Source organism: Streptomyces sp. NPDC089424 (assembly GCF_044749345.1).
GTDB lineage: Bacteria > Actinomycetota > Actinomycetes > Streptomycetales > Streptomycetaceae > Streptomyces.
Genome location: NZ_JBIVHU010000003.1, coordinates 833,797 through 848,472, shown reverse-complemented (window position 1 = coordinate 848,472; position 14,676 = coordinate 833,797). Strand labels below are relative to the sequence as shown.

The 14,676-nt window shown below is 71.5% G+C and carries 20 protein-coding genes and 2 pseudogenes; 2 read left to right on the top strand and 20 right to left on the bottom strand.

The features are described from left to right. The 9 genes from folE to ACIP2X_RS18960 are packed head-to-tail and all read right to left on the bottom strand — an operon-like array spanning position 1 to position 5,875. The gene (gene folE, locus ACIP2X_RS19000) at positions 1-681 is read right to left on the bottom strand and encodes a GTP cyclohydrolase I (RefSeq protein WP_401674169.1); all 681 of its coding nucleotides are present in this window, start codon (positions 679-681) and stop codon (positions 1-3) included. A gap of 2 nt (positions 682-683) precedes the next feature. After that, complete coding sequence (locus ACIP2X_RS18995) at positions 684-902, bottom strand: hypothetical protein (protein ID WP_401674166.1); 219 nt, start codon at positions 900-902, stop codon at positions 684-686. 2 nt (positions 903-904) lie between these two features. Beyond that, on the bottom strand, positions 905-1,636 hold the full coding sequence (locus tag ACIP2X_RS18990; protein WP_401674164.1) for a 7-carboxy-7-deazaguanine synthase QueE: 732 nt from the start codon (positions 1,634-1,636) through the stop codon (positions 905-907). Continuing rightward, positions 1,633-2,082: a 6-pyruvoyl trahydropterin synthase family protein gene (locus tag ACIP2X_RS18985; RefSeq protein WP_401674161.1), complete on the bottom strand. Its 450-nt coding sequence runs from the start codon at positions 2,080-2,082 to the stop codon at positions 1,633-1,635. The genes ACIP2X_RS18990 and ACIP2X_RS18985 overlap by 4 nt, the downstream gene beginning before the upstream one ends. Beyond that, entirely contained in the window at positions 2,079-2,588 is a 510-nt protein-coding gene (locus tag ACIP2X_RS18980; RefSeq protein ID WP_401674159.1) for a hypothetical protein, read from the bottom strand. The genes ACIP2X_RS18985 and ACIP2X_RS18980 overlap by 4 nt, the downstream gene beginning before the upstream one ends. Continuing rightward, positions 2,585-3,502, bottom strand: coding sequence for a hypothetical protein (locus ACIP2X_RS18975; RefSeq protein ID WP_401674157.1), 918 nt, complete (start codon positions 3,500-3,502; stop codon positions 2,585-2,587). Before ACIP2X_RS18975 ends, ACIP2X_RS18980 begins: the two co-directional genes overlap by 4 nt. Next, positions 3,499-4,404 (bottom strand): hypothetical protein, encoded by a 906-nt coding sequence (locus ACIP2X_RS18970; RefSeq protein WP_401674154.1) that lies wholly within the window; start codon positions 4,402-4,404, stop codon positions 3,499-3,501. Before ACIP2X_RS18970 ends, ACIP2X_RS18975 begins: the two co-directional genes overlap by 4 nt. Next, entirely contained in the window at positions 4,401-5,117 is a 717-nt protein-coding gene (locus ACIP2X_RS18965; protein ID WP_401674151.1) for a ParB N-terminal domain-containing protein, read from the bottom strand. The genes ACIP2X_RS18970 and ACIP2X_RS18965 overlap by 4 nt, the downstream gene beginning before the upstream one ends. Beyond that, on the bottom strand, positions 5,114-5,875 hold the full coding sequence (locus ACIP2X_RS18960; RefSeq protein ID WP_401674149.1) for a hypothetical protein: 762 nt from the start codon (positions 5,873-5,875) through the stop codon (positions 5,114-5,116). Before ACIP2X_RS18960 ends, ACIP2X_RS18965 begins: the two co-directional genes overlap by 4 nt. 97 nt (positions 5,876-5,972) lie before the next feature. Here ACIP2X_RS18960 and ACIP2X_RS18955 point away from each other — a divergent pair, with 97 nt between their 5' ends. Next, the gene (locus ACIP2X_RS18955) at positions 5,973-6,518 is read left to right on the top strand and encodes a hypothetical protein (protein ID WP_401674147.1); all 546 of its coding nucleotides are present in this window, start codon (positions 5,973-5,975) and stop codon (positions 6,516-6,518) included. Positions 6,519-6,590: 72 nt separating this feature from the next. On the opposite strand, the gene ACIP2X_RS18950 is transcribed toward ACIP2X_RS18955, so the two are convergent. From ACIP2X_RS18950 to ACIP2X_RS18910, 9 genes and pseudogenes are all read right to left on the bottom strand, one after another. Continuing rightward, positions 6,591-7,391, bottom strand: coding sequence for a hypothetical protein (locus ACIP2X_RS18950; protein WP_401674144.1), 801 nt, complete (start codon positions 7,389-7,391; stop codon positions 6,591-6,593). Continuing rightward, the gene (locus tag ACIP2X_RS18945; protein ID WP_401674141.1) at positions 7,388-8,242 is read right to left on the bottom strand and encodes a hypothetical protein; all 855 of its coding nucleotides are present in this window, start codon (positions 8,240-8,242) and stop codon (positions 7,388-7,390) included. Before ACIP2X_RS18945 ends, ACIP2X_RS18950 begins: the two co-directional genes overlap by 4 nt. Before the next feature lie 137 nt (positions 8,243-8,379). Then, a complete protein-coding gene (locus ACIP2X_RS18940; RefSeq protein WP_401674139.1) occupies positions 8,380-8,565 on the bottom strand; it encodes a hypothetical protein in 186 nt (61 codons plus the stop codon). Positions 8,566-8,716: 151 nt separating this feature from the next. After that, complete coding sequence (locus ACIP2X_RS18935) at positions 8,717-9,652, bottom strand: DUF3560 domain-containing protein (RefSeq protein ID WP_401674136.1); 936 nt, start codon at positions 9,650-9,652, stop codon at positions 8,717-8,719. Between the two features lie 86 nt (positions 9,653-9,738). Beyond that, positions 9,739-9,915, bottom strand: a complete 177-nt coding sequence (locus ACIP2X_RS18930; RefSeq protein ID WP_401674134.1) for a hypothetical protein — start codon at positions 9,913-9,915, stop codon at positions 9,739-9,741. A 173-nt stretch (positions 9,916-10,088) separates the two neighbouring features. Then, positions 10,089-10,820: a PP2C family protein-serine/threonine phosphatase gene (locus tag ACIP2X_RS18925; RefSeq protein ID WP_401674131.1), complete on the bottom strand. Its 732-nt coding sequence runs from the start codon at positions 10,818-10,820 to the stop codon at positions 10,089-10,091. Between the two features lie 83 nt (positions 10,821-10,903). Next, on the bottom strand, positions 10,904-11,434 hold the full coding sequence (locus ACIP2X_RS18920) for a hypothetical protein (RefSeq protein WP_401674522.1): 531 nt from the start codon (positions 11,432-11,434) through the stop codon (positions 10,904-10,906). A gap of 182 nt (positions 11,435-11,616) precedes the next feature. Beyond that, positions 11,617-12,108 (bottom strand): hypothetical protein, encoded by a 492-nt coding sequence (locus tag ACIP2X_RS18915; protein ID WP_401674520.1) that lies wholly within the window; start codon positions 12,106-12,108, stop codon positions 11,617-11,619. A gap of 220 nt (positions 12,109-12,328) precedes the next feature. Continuing rightward, positions 12,329-12,583, bottom strand: a pseudogene (locus tag ACIP2X_RS18910) (DUF6884 domain-containing protein); the annotation flags it as partial. Between the two features lie 261 nt (positions 12,584-12,844). On the opposite strand from ACIP2X_RS18910, the gene ACIP2X_RS18905 reads away from it, so the two are divergent. Continuing rightward, positions 12,845-13,357 carry a hypothetical protein gene (locus tag ACIP2X_RS18905; RefSeq protein WP_401674129.1) on the top strand — a complete coding sequence of 171 codons (513 nt, stop codon included), beginning with the start codon at positions 12,845-12,847 and terminating at the stop codon, positions 13,355-13,357. Positions 13,358-13,449: 92 nt separating this feature from the next. Here ACIP2X_RS18905 and ACIP2X_RS18900 read toward each other — a convergent pair. Both ACIP2X_RS18900 and ACIP2X_RS18895 read right to left on the bottom strand, forming a co-directional pair. Continuing rightward, positions 13,450-14,219: pseudogene (locus ACIP2X_RS18900) on the bottom strand (transposase). 10 nt (positions 14,220-14,229) lie between these two features. Further along, entirely contained in the window at positions 14,230-14,664 is a 435-nt protein-coding gene (locus ACIP2X_RS18895; RefSeq protein WP_401674126.1) for a hypothetical protein, read from the bottom strand. Positions 14,665-14,676: the final 12 nt, after the last annotated feature.

Here is a 14,676-nt window from a genome sequence, read left to right as displayed (position 1 = left end):
TCAGCCGGACATGAGGCGGTGCAGCTCGGTGCGCGCCTGGTGGCTGTCCAGGAAGACGCCCGTGTAGGAGGCGGTGACCATGACGGCGCCGGGCTTGCGGGCGCCTCGGTGGGCGAGGCAGCCGTGTTCGGAGCGGATGACGCAGGCGGCGCCGTCCGGGTCCAGGTGCTTGTCCAGGGCGTCCGTCACCTGGCGGGTGAGGTCTTCCTGGGTCTGGAGGCGGCCGGCGTACACGTCCAGCACGCGCGGCAGCTTCGAGAGGCCGGCGACTGGCTGGCCCTTGCCGGGCAGGTAGGCGATGTCGGCGTGGCCGTGGAACGGCAGCAGGTGGTGGGCGCACAGGCTGGTGAAGGGGACGCCGGTGACGACGATGGGGGTGCCGGCGTGCTGGGCGGGGAACGTCCGGGCGAGGTGGACGGCGGGGTCCTCGTCGTAGCCGGCGGTGAACTCGTTGAGCGCGGACAGGACGCGCTGGGGGGTGTCGGTGAGGTCGGGGGCGTCCGGGTCCAGGCCGCGGGCCTCCAGCCATGCCCGTACGCCGGCCTTGAAGGCGACGGCTCCCGGGAGCGGGTCGCCGGGGTAGGCGGGGGCCGGGACGGAGACGGTACGCCCGGGCGCCTTGGGGGTGAGGGCGCCGGGGGCGATGCGCATGCCCTTCGGCTCGTCGGCGGTGGTGGTCATGGCTAGCGGCCTTTCGGGTCAAGGGCGGTGATCACGGCTGTGGCCATGGCGGCGCAGTGTTCCTCTGGGCTGGCCACGGTCTGGTTCTCGATGCGCTGGTGCCACTCGGCGAGGAGGGCCCGTGTGATCAGGGCGTGGCGGGGGTCCTCGTCGGCGAAGCCGGGGCACTGGACGGGGAGGCTGTGGTCCGGGATCGGCGGGCCCGGGGGCGGGAGGTTCACGACTACCGGCCTTTCTCGTCGCCCCAGATGGCGACGTGCAGGCGGTGGGACAGGTTGAACCCGGCGGTGATGGCGGGGTCGGCGATCTCGCCCCAGCGGGCGGTCAGGGTGGCGGTGTCGGTGCCCTCGGGCATGACCCACACCAGGTGGGGCGGGATGCCGTGGGCGGCGGTGTACGCCTGTACCTCGCGGACGTCGGCCAGGTCGCGGACAACGAACTTGAAGCAGGCTTTGCGGGTGTCCAGCAGGGCGTGGAGGGCGCCGGGGCGGATGCGCTTGTCTGCGGGGTCGCCTGCGTGGGCGAGCTTGGGCGACACGTTGAAGCGGGTCACCCAGCGGGCGGTGTGGACGGTGGGCTCCTGGGTGCCGTTGGTCTCTACCTCGATCTCGACTCCGGCGAGGATGAGGCCGCCAAGGAGGGAGCGCCAGCCGTCGTGGTGCTGGTGGAGCAGGGGTTCCCCGCCGGTAATCACGACCATGGCGGGGTCGCCGTCCAGGGCGCGGGTAAGGATGTCGGCGACGGAGCGGCGGGTGAGGGTCTGGCGCAGGTCGAAGCGGGTGGCGTCCCAGGTCTCGGGGGTGTCGCACCACTGGCACTTGAGGTTGCAGCCGCCCAGGCGGATGAACGAGCAGCGGCGGCCGGTGCTCGGTCCCTCGCCTTGGATGGTCGGGCCGAAGACCTCTCGGGCGACGAGGGTGTCGGTGGTGTCCACGGTGACGTCGTCGGTGATCATGCGGAGGCCTCGGCGGGGGTCTGCTCCCAGGTGGCGCCGTTGACGTGGGTCTCGGTGACGTGGACGCGGGAGACGTGGGCGTACTGGGCGCGTGGGAGGTCGAACAGGATGTCGCCGGCGACTTGGGCGAGGAGTTCGGCGGTGGCCTCCACGGTGGGCCAGGTGGCCACTTCGTAGACCTTGGAGCCGTGGGCGCGCAGGACGGGCAGGAGGGGGTCCTGGGCGCCGAGCATGGCGCCGTGGTCCAGGTGCTCGTCGACCCAGGCGCGGAACTCCTTCTTGAGCCGGCCGAACTCCACGACCAGGCCGCCAGGGGGCAGCTCAGGGGCGGCGATGGTGACGTCGGCCCACCAGGAGTGGCCGTGCAGGGACGTGCACTTGCCGGGCAGGTGGGGCAGCCGGTGCGCGGTCTCGAAGTTGTGCCGGACGGTGACGAGGTGGGTCATGGCTGGATCTCCGTGTGGTGGGGGCGGGCGACGGTGTAGCGGGTGGTGCCGGTGTCGTGGCCGATCTGGTCGCGGACGCCGATGACGTCCAGGTGGACGGCGCGGAGCCGGTAGTGGCCGCCCCAGGGCTCCCACTCGGGCGCCACGTAGCCGTCGAGGTGGGCGAACAGGCGGTCTGCGATGTCCTCGTTGGTGGCGTCCTTGAACACGGCCCGGGTCAGCTCGTGGATGCGGTGTTCCAGGGCGGTGTTGGTGTCGGCGAACGAGGGGTAGCCGTGGCGGCCGATCGTGTCGTAGACGACGGTGACGGAGCCGGTGTGGGAGTGGGCGCGCAGGTTCATGGCGCGGTTGACGTTGGTGAAGAACACGGCGATGGGGCCGACCGTGACGGTGCGGTCCAGTCGTTCGGCCGGCTCCTGGCGTGCGGCCAGGCGGCGTTGCTCGCACACCGCCTCTTCTTGGCTGGTCTCGTGGGGGATCTCGCAGGGCGGTGGGGTGTCGGTCATGCTCGTGCTTCCTGCTGGAGGGTGTGGACGCCGGTGACTGCTCGGCGCAGGTTGGTGGTGGTGGACTCCGCCAGGTACAGGTGGAGGCCGGGCGGGGCGGGGGCGCCGTTGCGGGTGACGGGGTTGTGCGGGCCGGCCGGGATGTGGATGGGGCCGTGGCGGGCGCGGATGTACGCCTCGTAGCGGCGCCAGGCGACGGCGGCGGTGACGGCGGCCGCGGTGTTGTCCTGGGTGGCCTTGGATGCGAACGCCAGGGGGTCGGCGTGGTGGGCGCGGACCAGGTCCCGGTGCTGGAGGAGGGCCTGGCGGTCGCGTTGCTGGACGCTCGTCCAGCGGCCGGTGCGGTCGTCGAACAGCTTGACGATGCCGAAGCGGAACCCGGAGCCCCAGGTAGAGGAGTCCACCGAGTAGAACGGGAACTCCCGCAGGGCCCGGTCCACGGTGAGGCCGAAGCCGTGGAAGACGGCGCGGCCGTCGGCGATGCGGAACACCTTGTCCAGCCAGGCCATGACGTCCGGCAGGGGGTTGCCGAGGAGCTTGCCGAGGGCGATGTACGTGTATCCCTCGGCGATGTAGCGCTCCAGGAAGTGCCAGGGCTCCCCGGTGTGGAAGACGGGGATCGGTTCCAGGCCGCGGGCTTCCAGCTCCTTCTGGTTGCGCCAGGTGGCCTCGGGGGCGCCGATGACGTCCAGGTTGGCGTACAGGGTCAGGCGGGCGTCGTGCTCGTGGCACCAGGCGGCGTAGTCCGGGATGGTGAGGGTGATGCCGAGGGTGCGCGCGGAGTGCGCCCCGGAGTCCCCGAAGACCTGGGCGGGGCCCACGTGCAGCTCCTCCAGGAAGCTGGCGAAGATCGGGGTGCGGAAGTACGCGTAGGAGGTCAGGGCCTTGAAGGGCTGTGGGCGGGTGGTCGTCATGCCTGCCCCCTCACGCCGTTGACGGCGCGTGTGAACACCGTTTGGTTGGCGCCGGCCAGGTAGATGTGGAGGCCCGGGGTGCTGGGCGTGCCGTGGCGGGTGATCGGGTTGCGGGGGCTGTCGGGCAGGGTGACCAGGCCGTGGCGGGTGCGTAGGTCGGCCTCGGCGCGGCGGTAGGACTGCGCGACGGCCGCGGTGAACTCGTGTCGTCGGGCGGTGAAGATGGCCCGGTTGGCGAGGAGGCGCGGGTCCATGCCGTAGGAGCGGATGAGGTCCAGGTGTTGCAGCACGGCGGCTTTGTCGCGCAGGAGGAACCGGACCCAGCTGCCCGTGCGGTCGTCGTAGAGGGTCGCGACGCCGAAGCGTTCGCCCTCCAGCCACTTGGAGGAGTCCACGGAGTAGAACGGCAGGCGGCGCAGCACTTCCCAGGTGGTCATGCCGAACCCGTGGAAGACGGCCCGGCCTTGGGCGAGGCGGAACGCCGTGTCCAGCCAGGGCAGCAGCTCCGCCAGAGGGTTGCCGAGGAGCTTGCCCAGGGCGATGTAGGTGTGGCCCTCGTCCAGGTAGCGCTCCAGGAAGTGCCAGGGCTCCCCGGTGTGGAAGACGGGGATGGGTGTGAGGCCGCGTTCCTGGAGGGCCTGCTGGTTGCGCCAGGTGGCCTCGGGGGCGCCGATGACGTCCAGGTTGGCGTACAGGGTCAGGCGGCGGTCGTGCTCGTGGCACCAGGCGGCATAGCCGTCCAGGGTCAGGGCGAGGCCCAGGGTGCGGGCGGAGTGCGCCCCGGAGTCCCCGAACACCATGACGGGCCCGGCGTGCAGGGTGTCCAGCAGGTCCGTGAACGCCGGCTTGCCGAAGTAGGCGTATGAGGTGAGGGCCTTGAAGGGCTCGGCGGGGGCGTTCATGCTGCCGCCCCGGTCCTGCCCGCTTCCACCTCGCCGAGCAGCCCCAGGAGCTTCGCGCTGTCGTCCTGGCCGGGGTGGGCGTCCAGCGCGGTGCGCCACCTGTCGAACACGTCGTGCGGCACGCGCAGGTTGATGACCGGGTTGAACACGTCCGGGTTGCCGGTGTCCAGGTCCTCGCCGTCCAGGCCGCCGCCGTCGCGGGCGGCCTGGCGGGCCGTGTGGCTGTCGGCCTTGGGTTCCTCGTCCGGCAGGGAGACCAGGGCGGTGATGTCCTGGACGTCCTGGTCGCTGTAGCCGGTGCCGTCGACGTCGCCGAGCGAGCCGAGGAGCTCGGCCAGCCCGGCGTAGTCGTACGTGCCGAGGTCGGAGGTGCGGTTGTCCGCGAGGTTGACCCGCAGCGCGGTCTTGTCGTCGCACTGGACGACGTCGCAGCGGGCGGCCGGGATCCAGTCCGTGCTGTTGTGGCAGACGCCGCAGCCCTTGACGCCGCAGTCACCCGGGCCGTGGTCGGCGAGGGCCTGGCGGGTGTGGTTCCCGGCGAGGACGACGAGGGCGCCGTCCGGCTGCTCGCGGACGACCAGGCCACGGTACTGCCCGTTCTTGCGGAGGCTGGCCAGGATGGCGCCGACATCGCCACGCTTGGCGTTGCCCGGGTAGGGGGTCAGTTCCGTGACCGGGATGGTGTCGGTGCGCAGGTAAGAGGCGGAGGTCATTGGGGGGAGTCCTCTCGTCGTGGGCGGGTGAGTTCCAGGAGCCAGGCGAGGCGGGCGCCGTCGTCGGCGGAGCGGGGGCAGGAGGCGGTGGCGGCGTAGAACTCGTCCCGGACTGCGGGCGGGATGCGCAGGCGCAGCACGGGCCACAGGCCGCTCCCCTGCTCGGCGTCGCCGACAACGGCGTCGGTGGTCTCGGCCGTGGCGGTCGCCCGGGCGGGGGGTTCGTCGCCGTAGTCCTCGCGGGGGGCGTAGGTGTCGGCCAGTTCCTCGAGGGAGGGGGGCGGGGCGAGGAGGCGTTCGACGTCCGCGTCGGTGTAGCCGGTGCCGTCCAGGTCGGGCAGGTAGGAGAGGAGTTCCACCAGGCCGTCCAGGTCCCAGTCGCCTTTCTCGGCGGCGCGGTTGTCCACAAGGTTGATGCGGCGGGCGGTCTCCTCGTCGCAGTCCACGACCTCCACGCGGGCCGCCGGTTCCCAGCGGGTGCCGTTGCACAGGGCGCAGTCGGCGTCCGGCCGGGCGAAGGTGGGGATGGAGGCGGTGCAGGGGCCGCGGCCGTGGAGCGCGAGGGCCTGGAGGGTGTGGTTGCCGGCGAGGACGACCAGGCCGTCCGGGAGCTGTCGGGCGATCAGGGAGCGGTACTGCCCGCTGGTGCGCAGGCTCTCCAGGATCAGGCGCACGTCGCCGCGGCGGGCGTTGCCGGGGAACGGGGTCAGCTCCCCCAGCGGCACCTCCTCGGTGCGCACGTACGTCGCTTGTGACATGGGCCTATCCCCTGCTCGGTGTCCTGGGCGACGGAGAAGGATAAGCGGACGCGCAAGTTCCGCCCTGGGGGTTGGCGGGGGGCGGCAGGATGACGCCATGGACCCCACCGTCACCGGCGCTGTCATAGCCGTACCGACTGCGGTGCTCGCTGCTGTAGCGGCGTACGCCGGCGCTCGGGCACAGGCTCGGAGCGCTCACCGCGGACCGGTTGACGCGGTACGCCGTCAGCATCAGCGGGACGCGTACGCCGCGTTCTTCGCCGCTCTCCTCGCGTATGAGGCAGCGACAAGGTGGGACGAGTGCCGGGATCGCGTCACGACTGCCGCTATCGCTGCTGGCGCGGTGCCTGGCCCGACCCTCTCGGCTGAGGTCAACGAGCGCACTCGCCAACTCATTGAGGCCGTCCCACTGGACGAGGTGATGCGGACAGGTGCTGCCGTCGACCTGGAAGGCCCCGACCATGTCGCCGCAGCCGCCATGATCACTATCGGGCTGGCGCGCACGATCCGGAGCACGACCAGCCGGCCCTACGCAGCCGTCCCCGTCAGCGTCCGCGTACCCAGCGCACACGATCGGTTCGGGGACGCGCTCAAGGAGTTCGTGAAGATTGCTCGCGCTCATCTCAACGGCATTGACGGGTGACTTCGACCGAGGCGGCGCCGCGGGGCGGGCGAGGTCGACGGCCGCGCTGCGCCGCGCCCCCCGCTACGTCGATCACGACGCGGGCTCCGGGCCTCCGGACGGAGAAGCCGACTGAGCCGGTCGCCGACGAGTGGTGCGGCGAGCGTCCTGCTCGGCCTGCCACGCTCGGAACGTGCGGCCGGCCATCCGCCGGCGGAAGGCGGGGATGTTGTTGGCGGGGATGCCGACGGGGGCGGGGCCGAGGACGGCCAGGAGGTCGCTGGAGTCCTGGGAGTGCCAGCCGTCCGCGCGGATGGCGGCCTCGTCCGGGTACACGTCGGCGACGCGGTCCCTGCTCGGGTCCAGGAGGTGGTCCTCCCGGCCGCCGTAGCTGTACACCCAGCGGAAGTTGCGCGGCGGGTTGGGTTCCACCATGCGTTTTGTCCGGCTGACCTCCTTGGTGTACGCGTAGAAGTTCACGCCGGGCCGGAAGATCATGATGCGGAGCCAGGCGGCCATGTAGTGGTCGCTGAAGAAGTCGCCGGCGTCATGCACGCGGACCCATCCGCCCTGGTGGCGGGGGTGGGCGAGTTCGGCGGCCATCTGGCGTTGCCAGCCGGGCAGGTCGTCCAGGACGTACTGGAGGTTTCGCTGGTGGCGGTCGACGACGCCGGGGAACATGTAGGTCCCCTGGCGCGCGTAACAGGCCAGGGCGCAGACCCCGGCAGCCGGACAGGTTTTGGCGGTCCGTCCGTCGTGCAGGCGGGTGGCCAGGGCTGGCAGGGTCCAGTTCCAGATGCCCTCGTCACGCAGCTCGCTGTTCTGGGTCAGCAGCCGTTCAGGGCGGCGCAGGCGGCGCCGCACGGGCGGGGCCAGGTCGACGGGCGTGCTCATGCTTCGGGGGCGCCTGCGGCGCGCAGCAGGGCTTGCACGGTGACCACGCCGTCGTGGGCGTGGCGGGTGTCCAGGACAGCGACGAGGGTGCGCAGTGCGCGGAGCACGACGACGGCGGCGTCCTCCGCGCCGAACACCTCGCGGGCAGCGGCGACCAGGCGGGCCGCCTCGTCGCGGTCGGCGGCCGGATAGGTGAGGAGCATGGACCGCATGCCGTCCGGCATGGGCGGGGCGACGGTGCCCGGGGCGGGGCCCTCCGGGATGGTGTCGCCGCTGGCCGGCGGGGCGCTCGAGGTGGCCGGCTCCGCCGGTGCCGTGTTCCCGGCCGGGGCGGCTGGCTGCTCGGGCTCCTCGTCCTCGTAGGCCTCCTCGATGGCGGCGACGAGGTTGTCCAGGTCGGCGTCTGTGTAGCCGGTGCCGTCCAGGTCACCGTCCAGACCGGCGATCAGTGCGGCCAGTGCTTCCTGGTCCCACCCGCCCAGCTCCGCCGACCGGTTGTCCACGAGGTTGATGCGGGTGGCGGTGGCGTCGTCGCAGGTGACGATCTCGCAGCGTGCGGCGGGCTCCCACTCTCGGGCGCTGCACAGGGCGCAGGGCAGTTCCTCGCCGTCCACGGTGGTGGTGAGGCCGCAGGGGCCGGGGCCGTGGGCCAGCAGGGCCTGGAGGGTGTGGTTTCCGGCGAGGACCACCAGGCCGTCGCCGGTGTCGCGGACGATGAGGCTGCGGAACTGGCCGGTGCGGACGAGGCTTTGCAGGATGACGCCGGGGTCGCCGCGGCGGGCGTTGCCGGGGAAGGGGCGCAGGTCGCCGAGGGCGACGTCATCGGTGCGGACGTAGGTTGCCTGGCTCATGGCGTGTTGTCCCTGCTAGGGGGCTGCTTGGGCAGCGGAGCAGGGTACGCCGGGCGACGGGCGGGGGCCTGGGGACGACGAGGGCCCGCCCTGGCCGGAGGGGGCGGCCGGGGCAGGCTCATGGGGGGGCTAGTCGGTCAGTCGCCGCTTTGCTTGACCGGGTTGATGGCCGTCGTGGAGTCCTGGCCGGTCTCGGCCCGGTCGTGGGCCATGCCGCGTGCGCAGGTGGCAAGGTGCCCGGCCCAGCCCTCCTGAGGGCCGTCGGGGATCACGCGGTAGACGAAACAGCGGTTGCCGCAGAACTTGCAGTAGGCACCAGGCATAGCGTGTCCTCTCGTGTCCGGACAGGGTCCGGGTGTGGTGTCCGGACACGTGGCGGAGGCTGTCCGCCCCGTGTCCGGTGGCTGGAAGTCCGTGCCGGTCAGGTGGTGTCCGGACGCGTCCGGCCGGTGGCGTCCGGGCGTGTCCGGCCGGTCAGGTGGCGGGCGCCTCGTCGGCGGCCTCGTCGTGCGAGCAGCGCAGGTCCCGGACTTCCTCCCACCCGTACTTGTCCGTCCAGGAGTAGCCGGTGGTCACGCTTACGGTCTTGGCGTTCGCCCGCACAACCTGGCGCCACTGGCCGCGGATACTCACCAGGTCGTCCCGGTGGACGTTGTCGCGGCTGTACTGGCCGAACCGGCCCTCCGCCTGGGCCTGCTCCAGCAGCTCCTTGTCCCCCTCGATCCGGGTCACGAGCGTGGCGCGCTCCCCCTGGTACTGCTCGACCACGGCGGACGAGTAGGCGTCGGGGTACAGCTTCATGCGGGCCAGGCGGCGGTCCAGGCCGCGCAGTTCGGCCTCCATGCGGTCCACGCGGCGCTTGACGACGTCGGGGCGCTCGCCGCGGGCCTCGGCGGCGCGGGAGGCGGCGATGCGGGCGGGCATCGCCTCCGCCTGGCGGGCCACCTGAGCGCCCTTGATGGCGGTGTCGATGGAGCGGTTGAGGAGGTTGCGGTGGGCCTGGCCGCGGCGGCCGGGGAGGACCGGCTGGCCGAGGGGGATGTGCTCGACCATGGCGTTGGAGCGGGCGTGCAGGGCGGCGGACTCGGCGGTGAGGCGCTCGCCCTTGGCGGCCAGGGCGGTGCGGCGGTCCTCCAGGCGCTCGTGCTGGGCGGCGCGCACGGTGGCGTTGTCCCGCACGGTGTCGTCCAGGGTCACGGTCACCTCGTGGCCTGCCGCGCGCAGGGCGTCTGCTGCGGCGTTGATGGCCAGGCGGCGGGGTGCGTGGTCGCGGCTGCCACGGATGCCCCACTGCTTGATGGAGGGGAACCAGCGGAAGCCGTGGGTCTTGAGGATCGGGGCGGTGCCGTCGCCGCGGTCGGTGCCGTCCACCAGGGTGCCGTCCTCGTGGGTGTGGGTGATCGTGATCATGCGGGGGTGGCTCCTTGCCTGTGAGGTGGGTGGGGGCGGGTCCGGGGGCCGCATATCGGGTGCGGCCCCCGGTCGGTGACTGCGGGTCAGGCGGGGAGGAGCTGGCCGGGGATCAGGGTCACGGTGGGCCCGTCGTCCAGGGTGACCTGGGGGAATCCGGTCCAGCTGTAGCCGGTGACGGTGGCCTCGGTGCCTACCGGGTACTGCTGGGGGTCCAGGGCGATGGTGATCCGTACGCGGGTCCCAACGGGGTGCTTCTTCATGGCGGTCGCTCCCTTTCCGGTCGGGCCCTGCGCCCTCCCTGACAACACGAACCTTACCCAACATGGCTTGGGCAACACAAGTTGGGCAACGTCGGGAGTGTCGTCGGCGACCAGGGTCCGGACATGCCCGGGGATAGGAGGCGGGCACGTCCGGACACCGGCGTGAGCAGGGGTTACCCGTACAGGTCGGCCACCAGGGCGGTGGCGTTGTCCGGCCGGTCGGTGATGGTGCGGGCGGTGGCCACGGCCCGGGTGACGACGCGGCGGGCGGCCTCGGCGGGCGTGCCGTGGAGCAGGTCCGAGAGCTGGTGTCCGGCGTCCTCGTGGGGCTCGTACGCCCCGTCACAGGCGAGCAGCAGGCGCCCGCGCTCGGCCCCGACGGTGACCGCCTCCACCGCCGGGTGGTTGGCGTAGCTCATGACCTCCTCGTCCGTCTCGACGGCGCCCAGGCAGCTGGTGACGCGGTGACGGCTGCCGCCGTCGTGCGTGTCGCATGGCGGGAACACGCGGCGCAGGTTGTGGTCCTGGGTGAGGGGGCGCAGGATGCCGCGGACCAGCCAGTAGGCGCGCACGTCGCCGCTCCAGGCGACGGTGAGCGGCAGGCCGGGGGCCTCGACGGCCACGAGGGCGCAGGCCTTGGGGCCGAGACCCCACGGGCCCTGGCGGTCCGGCTCGGCGGCGTAGTGGGCGCGTACGCGGCGCATGCCGGCTTCCGCGTCGTGGAGGCGGGCGGCGGTGCGGGCGAGGCGGCGGGCGGCGGCCCGGGTCCAGTCGCGGTTGTGCGGCTTGTCGCCGATGCCGTCCAGCAGAGCGTAGGCGCGGACGCCGTTGACGGTGGCCACGGCGGTGGCGTCGCACTGGTTGTCGCGGCCGCCGATGGCCTGGCTGGTGGCGTAGTTGCGCATGGTCCTGCTCCGTTCCGAGTGGTGTGGGGTGAGGGGCCGGGGGGCCGGGCGCATATCGGGTGCGCCCGGCCCGGCGGGGTGGGTCAGTCGGCGGTGACGGTGGCGCCGAGGGCCAGGCGCTCGCCGTGGAGCTGCAGGAGGGTGGCCAGGAGGGCGTAGCGGGTGGTGGGGTCGCCCTCGGTGGCCAGGTCGTGCTCCGCCAGGGCGATGCGGGTGCGGAGCTGCACGTCCTGTCGGGCGCCGGGGTCGGCGGCGGGCAGGGGCTCCGGGCGCATCAGGCGGTTGGTGACGGGGGCGGTGACGTAGGCGAAGAGGGCTTCCGAGACGCCGGCCTGGGGGTGCTCGGCGGCGTGGGCCATGGCCATGAGCAGGGGAAGGTGTCCCTCGGCGGGGGTGACGTTGGTGATGGTCATGCCGTCCATGACCAGGGGTTCGGCGGTCTCGAATCCCTCGGCGGCGGTGTGCAGGTGGCCGATGAGGACCAGCAGCGCCTGGCGGTGGGGGTGGCGCTCCAGGCGGGTGCGCAGGATGGCGGCGAGGTCGCGGGCGCGGGCGGCGCACTGGCCGTAGCGGTGGGTGGGGGCGGCGGTGCGGGTGGCGGTGGTGGTGATCACGGTGGGGCTCCTCCCTGGGGGGCTCCGTTGCCCTCCCAACACCCCGAACGTTATCCAACATGCGTTGGGCAAATCAAGTTGGTTAAGGCGTTTCGCGTGTCGTCCTGGCAGGTCAGGAGGTGCGGACACGTCGACGGCCGGGCGCCTATCGGGTGCGCCCGGCCGTCGAGGGGGGTGGCGGGTCAGGCCGCCGCGGCCCGCACGGGACCGTGGTCCACGCAGTCCTCGTCCCAGCAGTAGCCCCAGGGGCACGCTTGGTTGCGGCGGGGGGCGGGGCGCGCGGGGTCTAGGACGCAGTCCCGGCCGGCGGGCAGCTCCCCCACGGCGTAGCGGCGGGCGTTGACCACCAGGGAGATGGCCTGCGTGAGCACGGGGGCGCCGGTTTCCCCGGCGGGAAAGAACTCGTCGGCCTGGGGGTCGTACCACTCCGCGTGGATGGCGCTCGCCATGTGCCCGAGGGGCAGGATCACGCCGAGCAGGGAGCCGCTGGAGTCGCGCAGCTCCCACCCCTGCACGGGGTCGGTGCCGTCCATGTCGTCGCCCACCCACTTCCAAGTGGTCACCTGGGCGGAGGTCATGGCCACGAGCATCACGGTGACCTCGGAGAAGTTGAGGGCGGCGCCGTTGCGGCCGGTGAACAGGTCCAGGGTGCGGGCGGTGACCTGGTGCTGCATGACTGCCTCCTGGGGGTTGCGGTCGGGCGGTGCGCCCTCCCTGCGCTTCCCAAGTTACCCAATATACGTTGGGCAACGTAAGTTGCGTAGCGTTGAGAGTGTCGCGTCCAGGCAGGTCAGGAGCGGCGGGGGTGGCCCCGGCCGCCATGGCGGCCGGGGCCTGGAGCTGGTAGCCCATGCCGCCGAGTCCGGCCAGCGGGGTGGCCGCGTGCGACCACACGGCCAGGACTTCCCGGGTGTAGGCGGCGCCGCCGAGGGCGACCACCTCGCGCGCGCCGTCCAGGCCCAGGGCGCGGGCCTGCTCGGCCAGCCGGGCCGGGGTGACGCTGCCCGGCTGGCCCATGCGCAGCTCGTACGGCTCCAGCACCTGATCCAGGGGTACCAGGCCGTGGAGCGCGCTGAGCACCACCCCGGCGCCGCCCTGGGCGGTCAGGGCGTCCGCGGCGCGGCGGCACGCCCGGTGGTAGCTGCCCACGTACAGCTCCCCCGCCGGGGCCGGGCGGTCCAACTTGGCGCCGCCGCAAAGAAAAGCGCGCCTGTTCGCAGAATCTGAGACTCCGGGGGGCTGGAACCGGACCTAGCGGCCGGCGCTTCGCGTCAGGAGAAGACGCAGCGATTCGTGGCGAACTCGCGTTAAGTTATGGGCAGATAAGCCCAGGGGGACTGGCGCGACTTGCGGCGCCCGTGTGTCTTTGTTCCCAAGGCTGCCCGGCTGAAGTCAAGGGGGATCCGTGGCATGAAGTACAAGAACGAAGCTCAAATCATGAAGGCGCTTGGGATCGAGTCCTGGAGGAACCTCTCCAAGGACAAGATGGTCAGGTTCGCAGCCATGATGCCCAACATGGACACCGAGGTGGCTCTCAAGATCGTCGAGCAGTTCCCCGCGTTCAAGGACTTCGCTAAGGATGCTGTGAGTGTCGTCGAGAGATCGCATCAGATTACACTCTCGGCCAACAACCAAAGTCAGGAGCATGTCCACCGGGCCTGGCAAGAGGTCAGAGACATCCTCAAGGGCGAACTCGACAAAGACGACCTGAGCCGGGAAGATAAGAAGTTTCTGATCGAGCAGATCCAGGAGACTGCAAGGATGCAATCTCAAAAGGACAGCGAGAACAAGCAGTTCTTGGATGGGGCGGCCAAAAAGGTACTGATCGGCGCTGCCGCCGCAGTCGCCCTCACAGTAGCTTTCGTCGGCGGCAGGGTGACGGCCGAGTCCGAGGACAATACCGAGAGCTCCCAGGACGCCTGAACTGGGCTCGGTTACCGGGGCAGCTAAGACCTGTCCCGTAAATAATCTTCAAGGCGTCTCGGGCACGGTTGGCCGTTGCACGGCCCGCTGGTCTATCCGGCGAGGGCGGGGTCGTGCATCCGGGCGATGCCGAGCATGGCGTGGTGGACGCCGTCGCCCTTGAGGCGGCAGTCGCGGAGGATCTTCCAGGTCTTCATGCGGGCGAAGACGTGCTCGACACGGGCCCGGACCTGCTTTGGGACTTGTTGTGGTCCTCTTTCCAGTCCGGCAGTTCGGCCTGGCCGCGCCGCCGGCGGTGCGGGATGACGAGTCCGGTGCCCGGATAACCGCCGTCGGCGATCGTGATGGTGTTGCCAACGGTGGCCTTGGCGCCGGATTCCTCCCATGCCTTGCAGTCGTTGCGGTTCCCGGGCAGAGGCTGGCCGACCACGACGACCAGGCAGGTGTCGGCGTCGATGACGACCTGGTGGTTGGTGGAGTACCGGTAGCTCTTCGACCGCTCGGCGATGGTGTGGTCCCGGGTGGGGACCAGGGTGCCGTCCACGATCAGCACGGTGTCCTTGGCGAACCGCTTGCGGGGCTGGAGGGCGAGCATCGGCCCGAGGTGGTCGGTGATCCGGTCCGCCGTCGACTTGGGCACCCCGAACAGCGGAGCGAGCTGGTGCATGGTCAGGCTCGTGCGCCAGTAGGCCGCAACCAGCAGGGCCCGGTCCTCCAGCGGAAGACTCCACGGCCGACCCATGCGGACCGCGTCCGCCCCCTCGCGCCGCAGCACCGTCACCAGCTTCCCGAACTGCCGCGGGCTCAGTCCGGTGAACGGGGCTATCCAAGACGGCTCCGACGCCGTGATCACACCAGCCACACCAAGATCATCACATTGGGGTCAGACGGAGATCCCCGGCCCAGCTCTCGCAGCGGACGCGACCTCTGGGGAATGAGAGCTCCAGGGCAACGCGACCGGTGTTCGGTTCGTGCTCTTCCCGCACCGCCAGAATGCTTTCCCCGATGTGATCTGCGAACGGTGTCTCGTTGCCGATCGCTCCCACAGTGACGCGTCCCGAGTCGCCCATGCCGTAGCCGGTGTGGGGCTCCGACTCCTCGACGATCAGACACCCGTCCGATCCAGTCGTGACGTGAACAGTTGCACCCCGGTCATCGATCAGCCACACGTCCAGCGGCCCCGCGAGATCACCGCCGCCACTTACGTGCCGCGAAGCGACGACCTCCGCGAGCAAGCGCCCCATGAGACTCTGGGCAGCCGCCCCACCGCCGTGAAGCGGGCACCCGTTCGGCTTCTCAGACTCCATCAGCCGACAGTA

Excerpts from the sequence above, each read along its gene's own strand:
- ACIP2X_RS18935 (WP_401674136.1), bottom strand. The coding sequence starts at position 9,652 with ATGATCACGATCACCCACACCCACGAGGACGGCACCCTGGTGGACGGC.
- ACIP2X_RS18945 (WP_401674141.1), bottom strand. The coding sequence starts at position 8,242 with ATGAGCCAGGCAACCTACGTCCGCACCGATGACGTCGCCCTCGGCGAC.
- ACIP2X_RS18970 (WP_401674154.1), bottom strand. The coding sequence starts at position 4,404 with ATGAACGCCCCCGCCGAGCCCTTCAAGGCCCTCACCTCATACGCCTAC.
- ACIP2X_RS18915 (WP_401674520.1), bottom strand. The coding sequence starts at position 12,108 with ATGCAGCACCAGGTCACCGCCCGCACCCTGGACCTGTTCACCGGCCGC.
- ACIP2X_RS18985 (WP_401674161.1), bottom strand. The coding sequence starts at position 2,082 with ATGACCCACCTCGTCACCGTCCGGCACAACTTCGAGACCGCGCACCGG.
- ACIP2X_RS18960 (WP_401674149.1), bottom strand. The coding sequence starts at position 5,875 with ATGTCACAAGCGACGTACGTGCGCACCGAGGAGGTGCCGCTGGGGGAG.
- ACIP2X_RS18980 (WP_401674159.1), bottom strand. The coding sequence starts at position 2,588 with ATGACCGACACCCCACCGCCCTGCGAGATCCCCCACGAGACCAGCCAA.
- ACIP2X_RS18940 (WP_401674139.1), bottom strand. The coding sequence starts at position 8,565 with ATGCCTGGTGCCTACTGCAAGTTCTGCGGCAACCGCTGTTTCGTCTAC.
- ACIP2X_RS18990 (WP_401674164.1), bottom strand. The coding sequence starts at position 1,636 with ATGATCACCGACGACGTCACCGTGGACACCACCGACACCCTCGTCGCC.
- ACIP2X_RS18950 (WP_401674144.1), bottom strand. The coding sequence starts at position 7,391 with ATGAGCACGCCCGTCGACCTGGCCCCGCCCGTGCGGCGCCGCCTGCGC.
- folE (WP_401674169.1), bottom strand. The coding sequence starts at position 681 with ATGACCACCACCGCCGACGAGCCGAAGGGCATGCGCATCGCCCCCGGC.
- ACIP2X_RS18895 (WP_401674126.1), bottom strand. The coding sequence starts at position 14,664 with ATGGAGTCTGAGAAGCCGAACGGGTGCCCGCTTCACGGCGGTGGGGCG.
- ACIP2X_RS18905 (WP_401674129.1), top strand. The coding sequence starts at position 12,845 with ATGAAGTACAAGAACGAAGCTCAAATCATGAAGGCGCTTGGGATCGAG.
- ACIP2X_RS18930 (WP_401674134.1), bottom strand. The coding sequence starts at position 9,915 with ATGAAGAAGCACCCCGTTGGGACCCGCGTACGGATCACCATCGCCCTG.
- ACIP2X_RS18955 (WP_401674147.1), top strand. The coding sequence starts at position 5,973 with ATGGACCCCACCGTCACCGGCGCTGTCATAGCCGTACCGACTGCGGTG.
- ACIP2X_RS18965 (WP_401674151.1), bottom strand. The coding sequence starts at position 5,117 with ATGACCTCCGCCTCTTACCTGCGCACCGACACCATCCCGGTCACGGAA.
- ACIP2X_RS18975 (WP_401674157.1), bottom strand. The coding sequence starts at position 3,502 with ATGACGACCACCCGCCCACAGCCCTTCAAGGCCCTGACCTCCTACGCG.
- ACIP2X_RS18925 (WP_401674131.1), bottom strand. The coding sequence starts at position 10,820 with ATGCGCAACTACGCCACCAGCCAGGCCATCGGCGGCCGCGACAACCAG.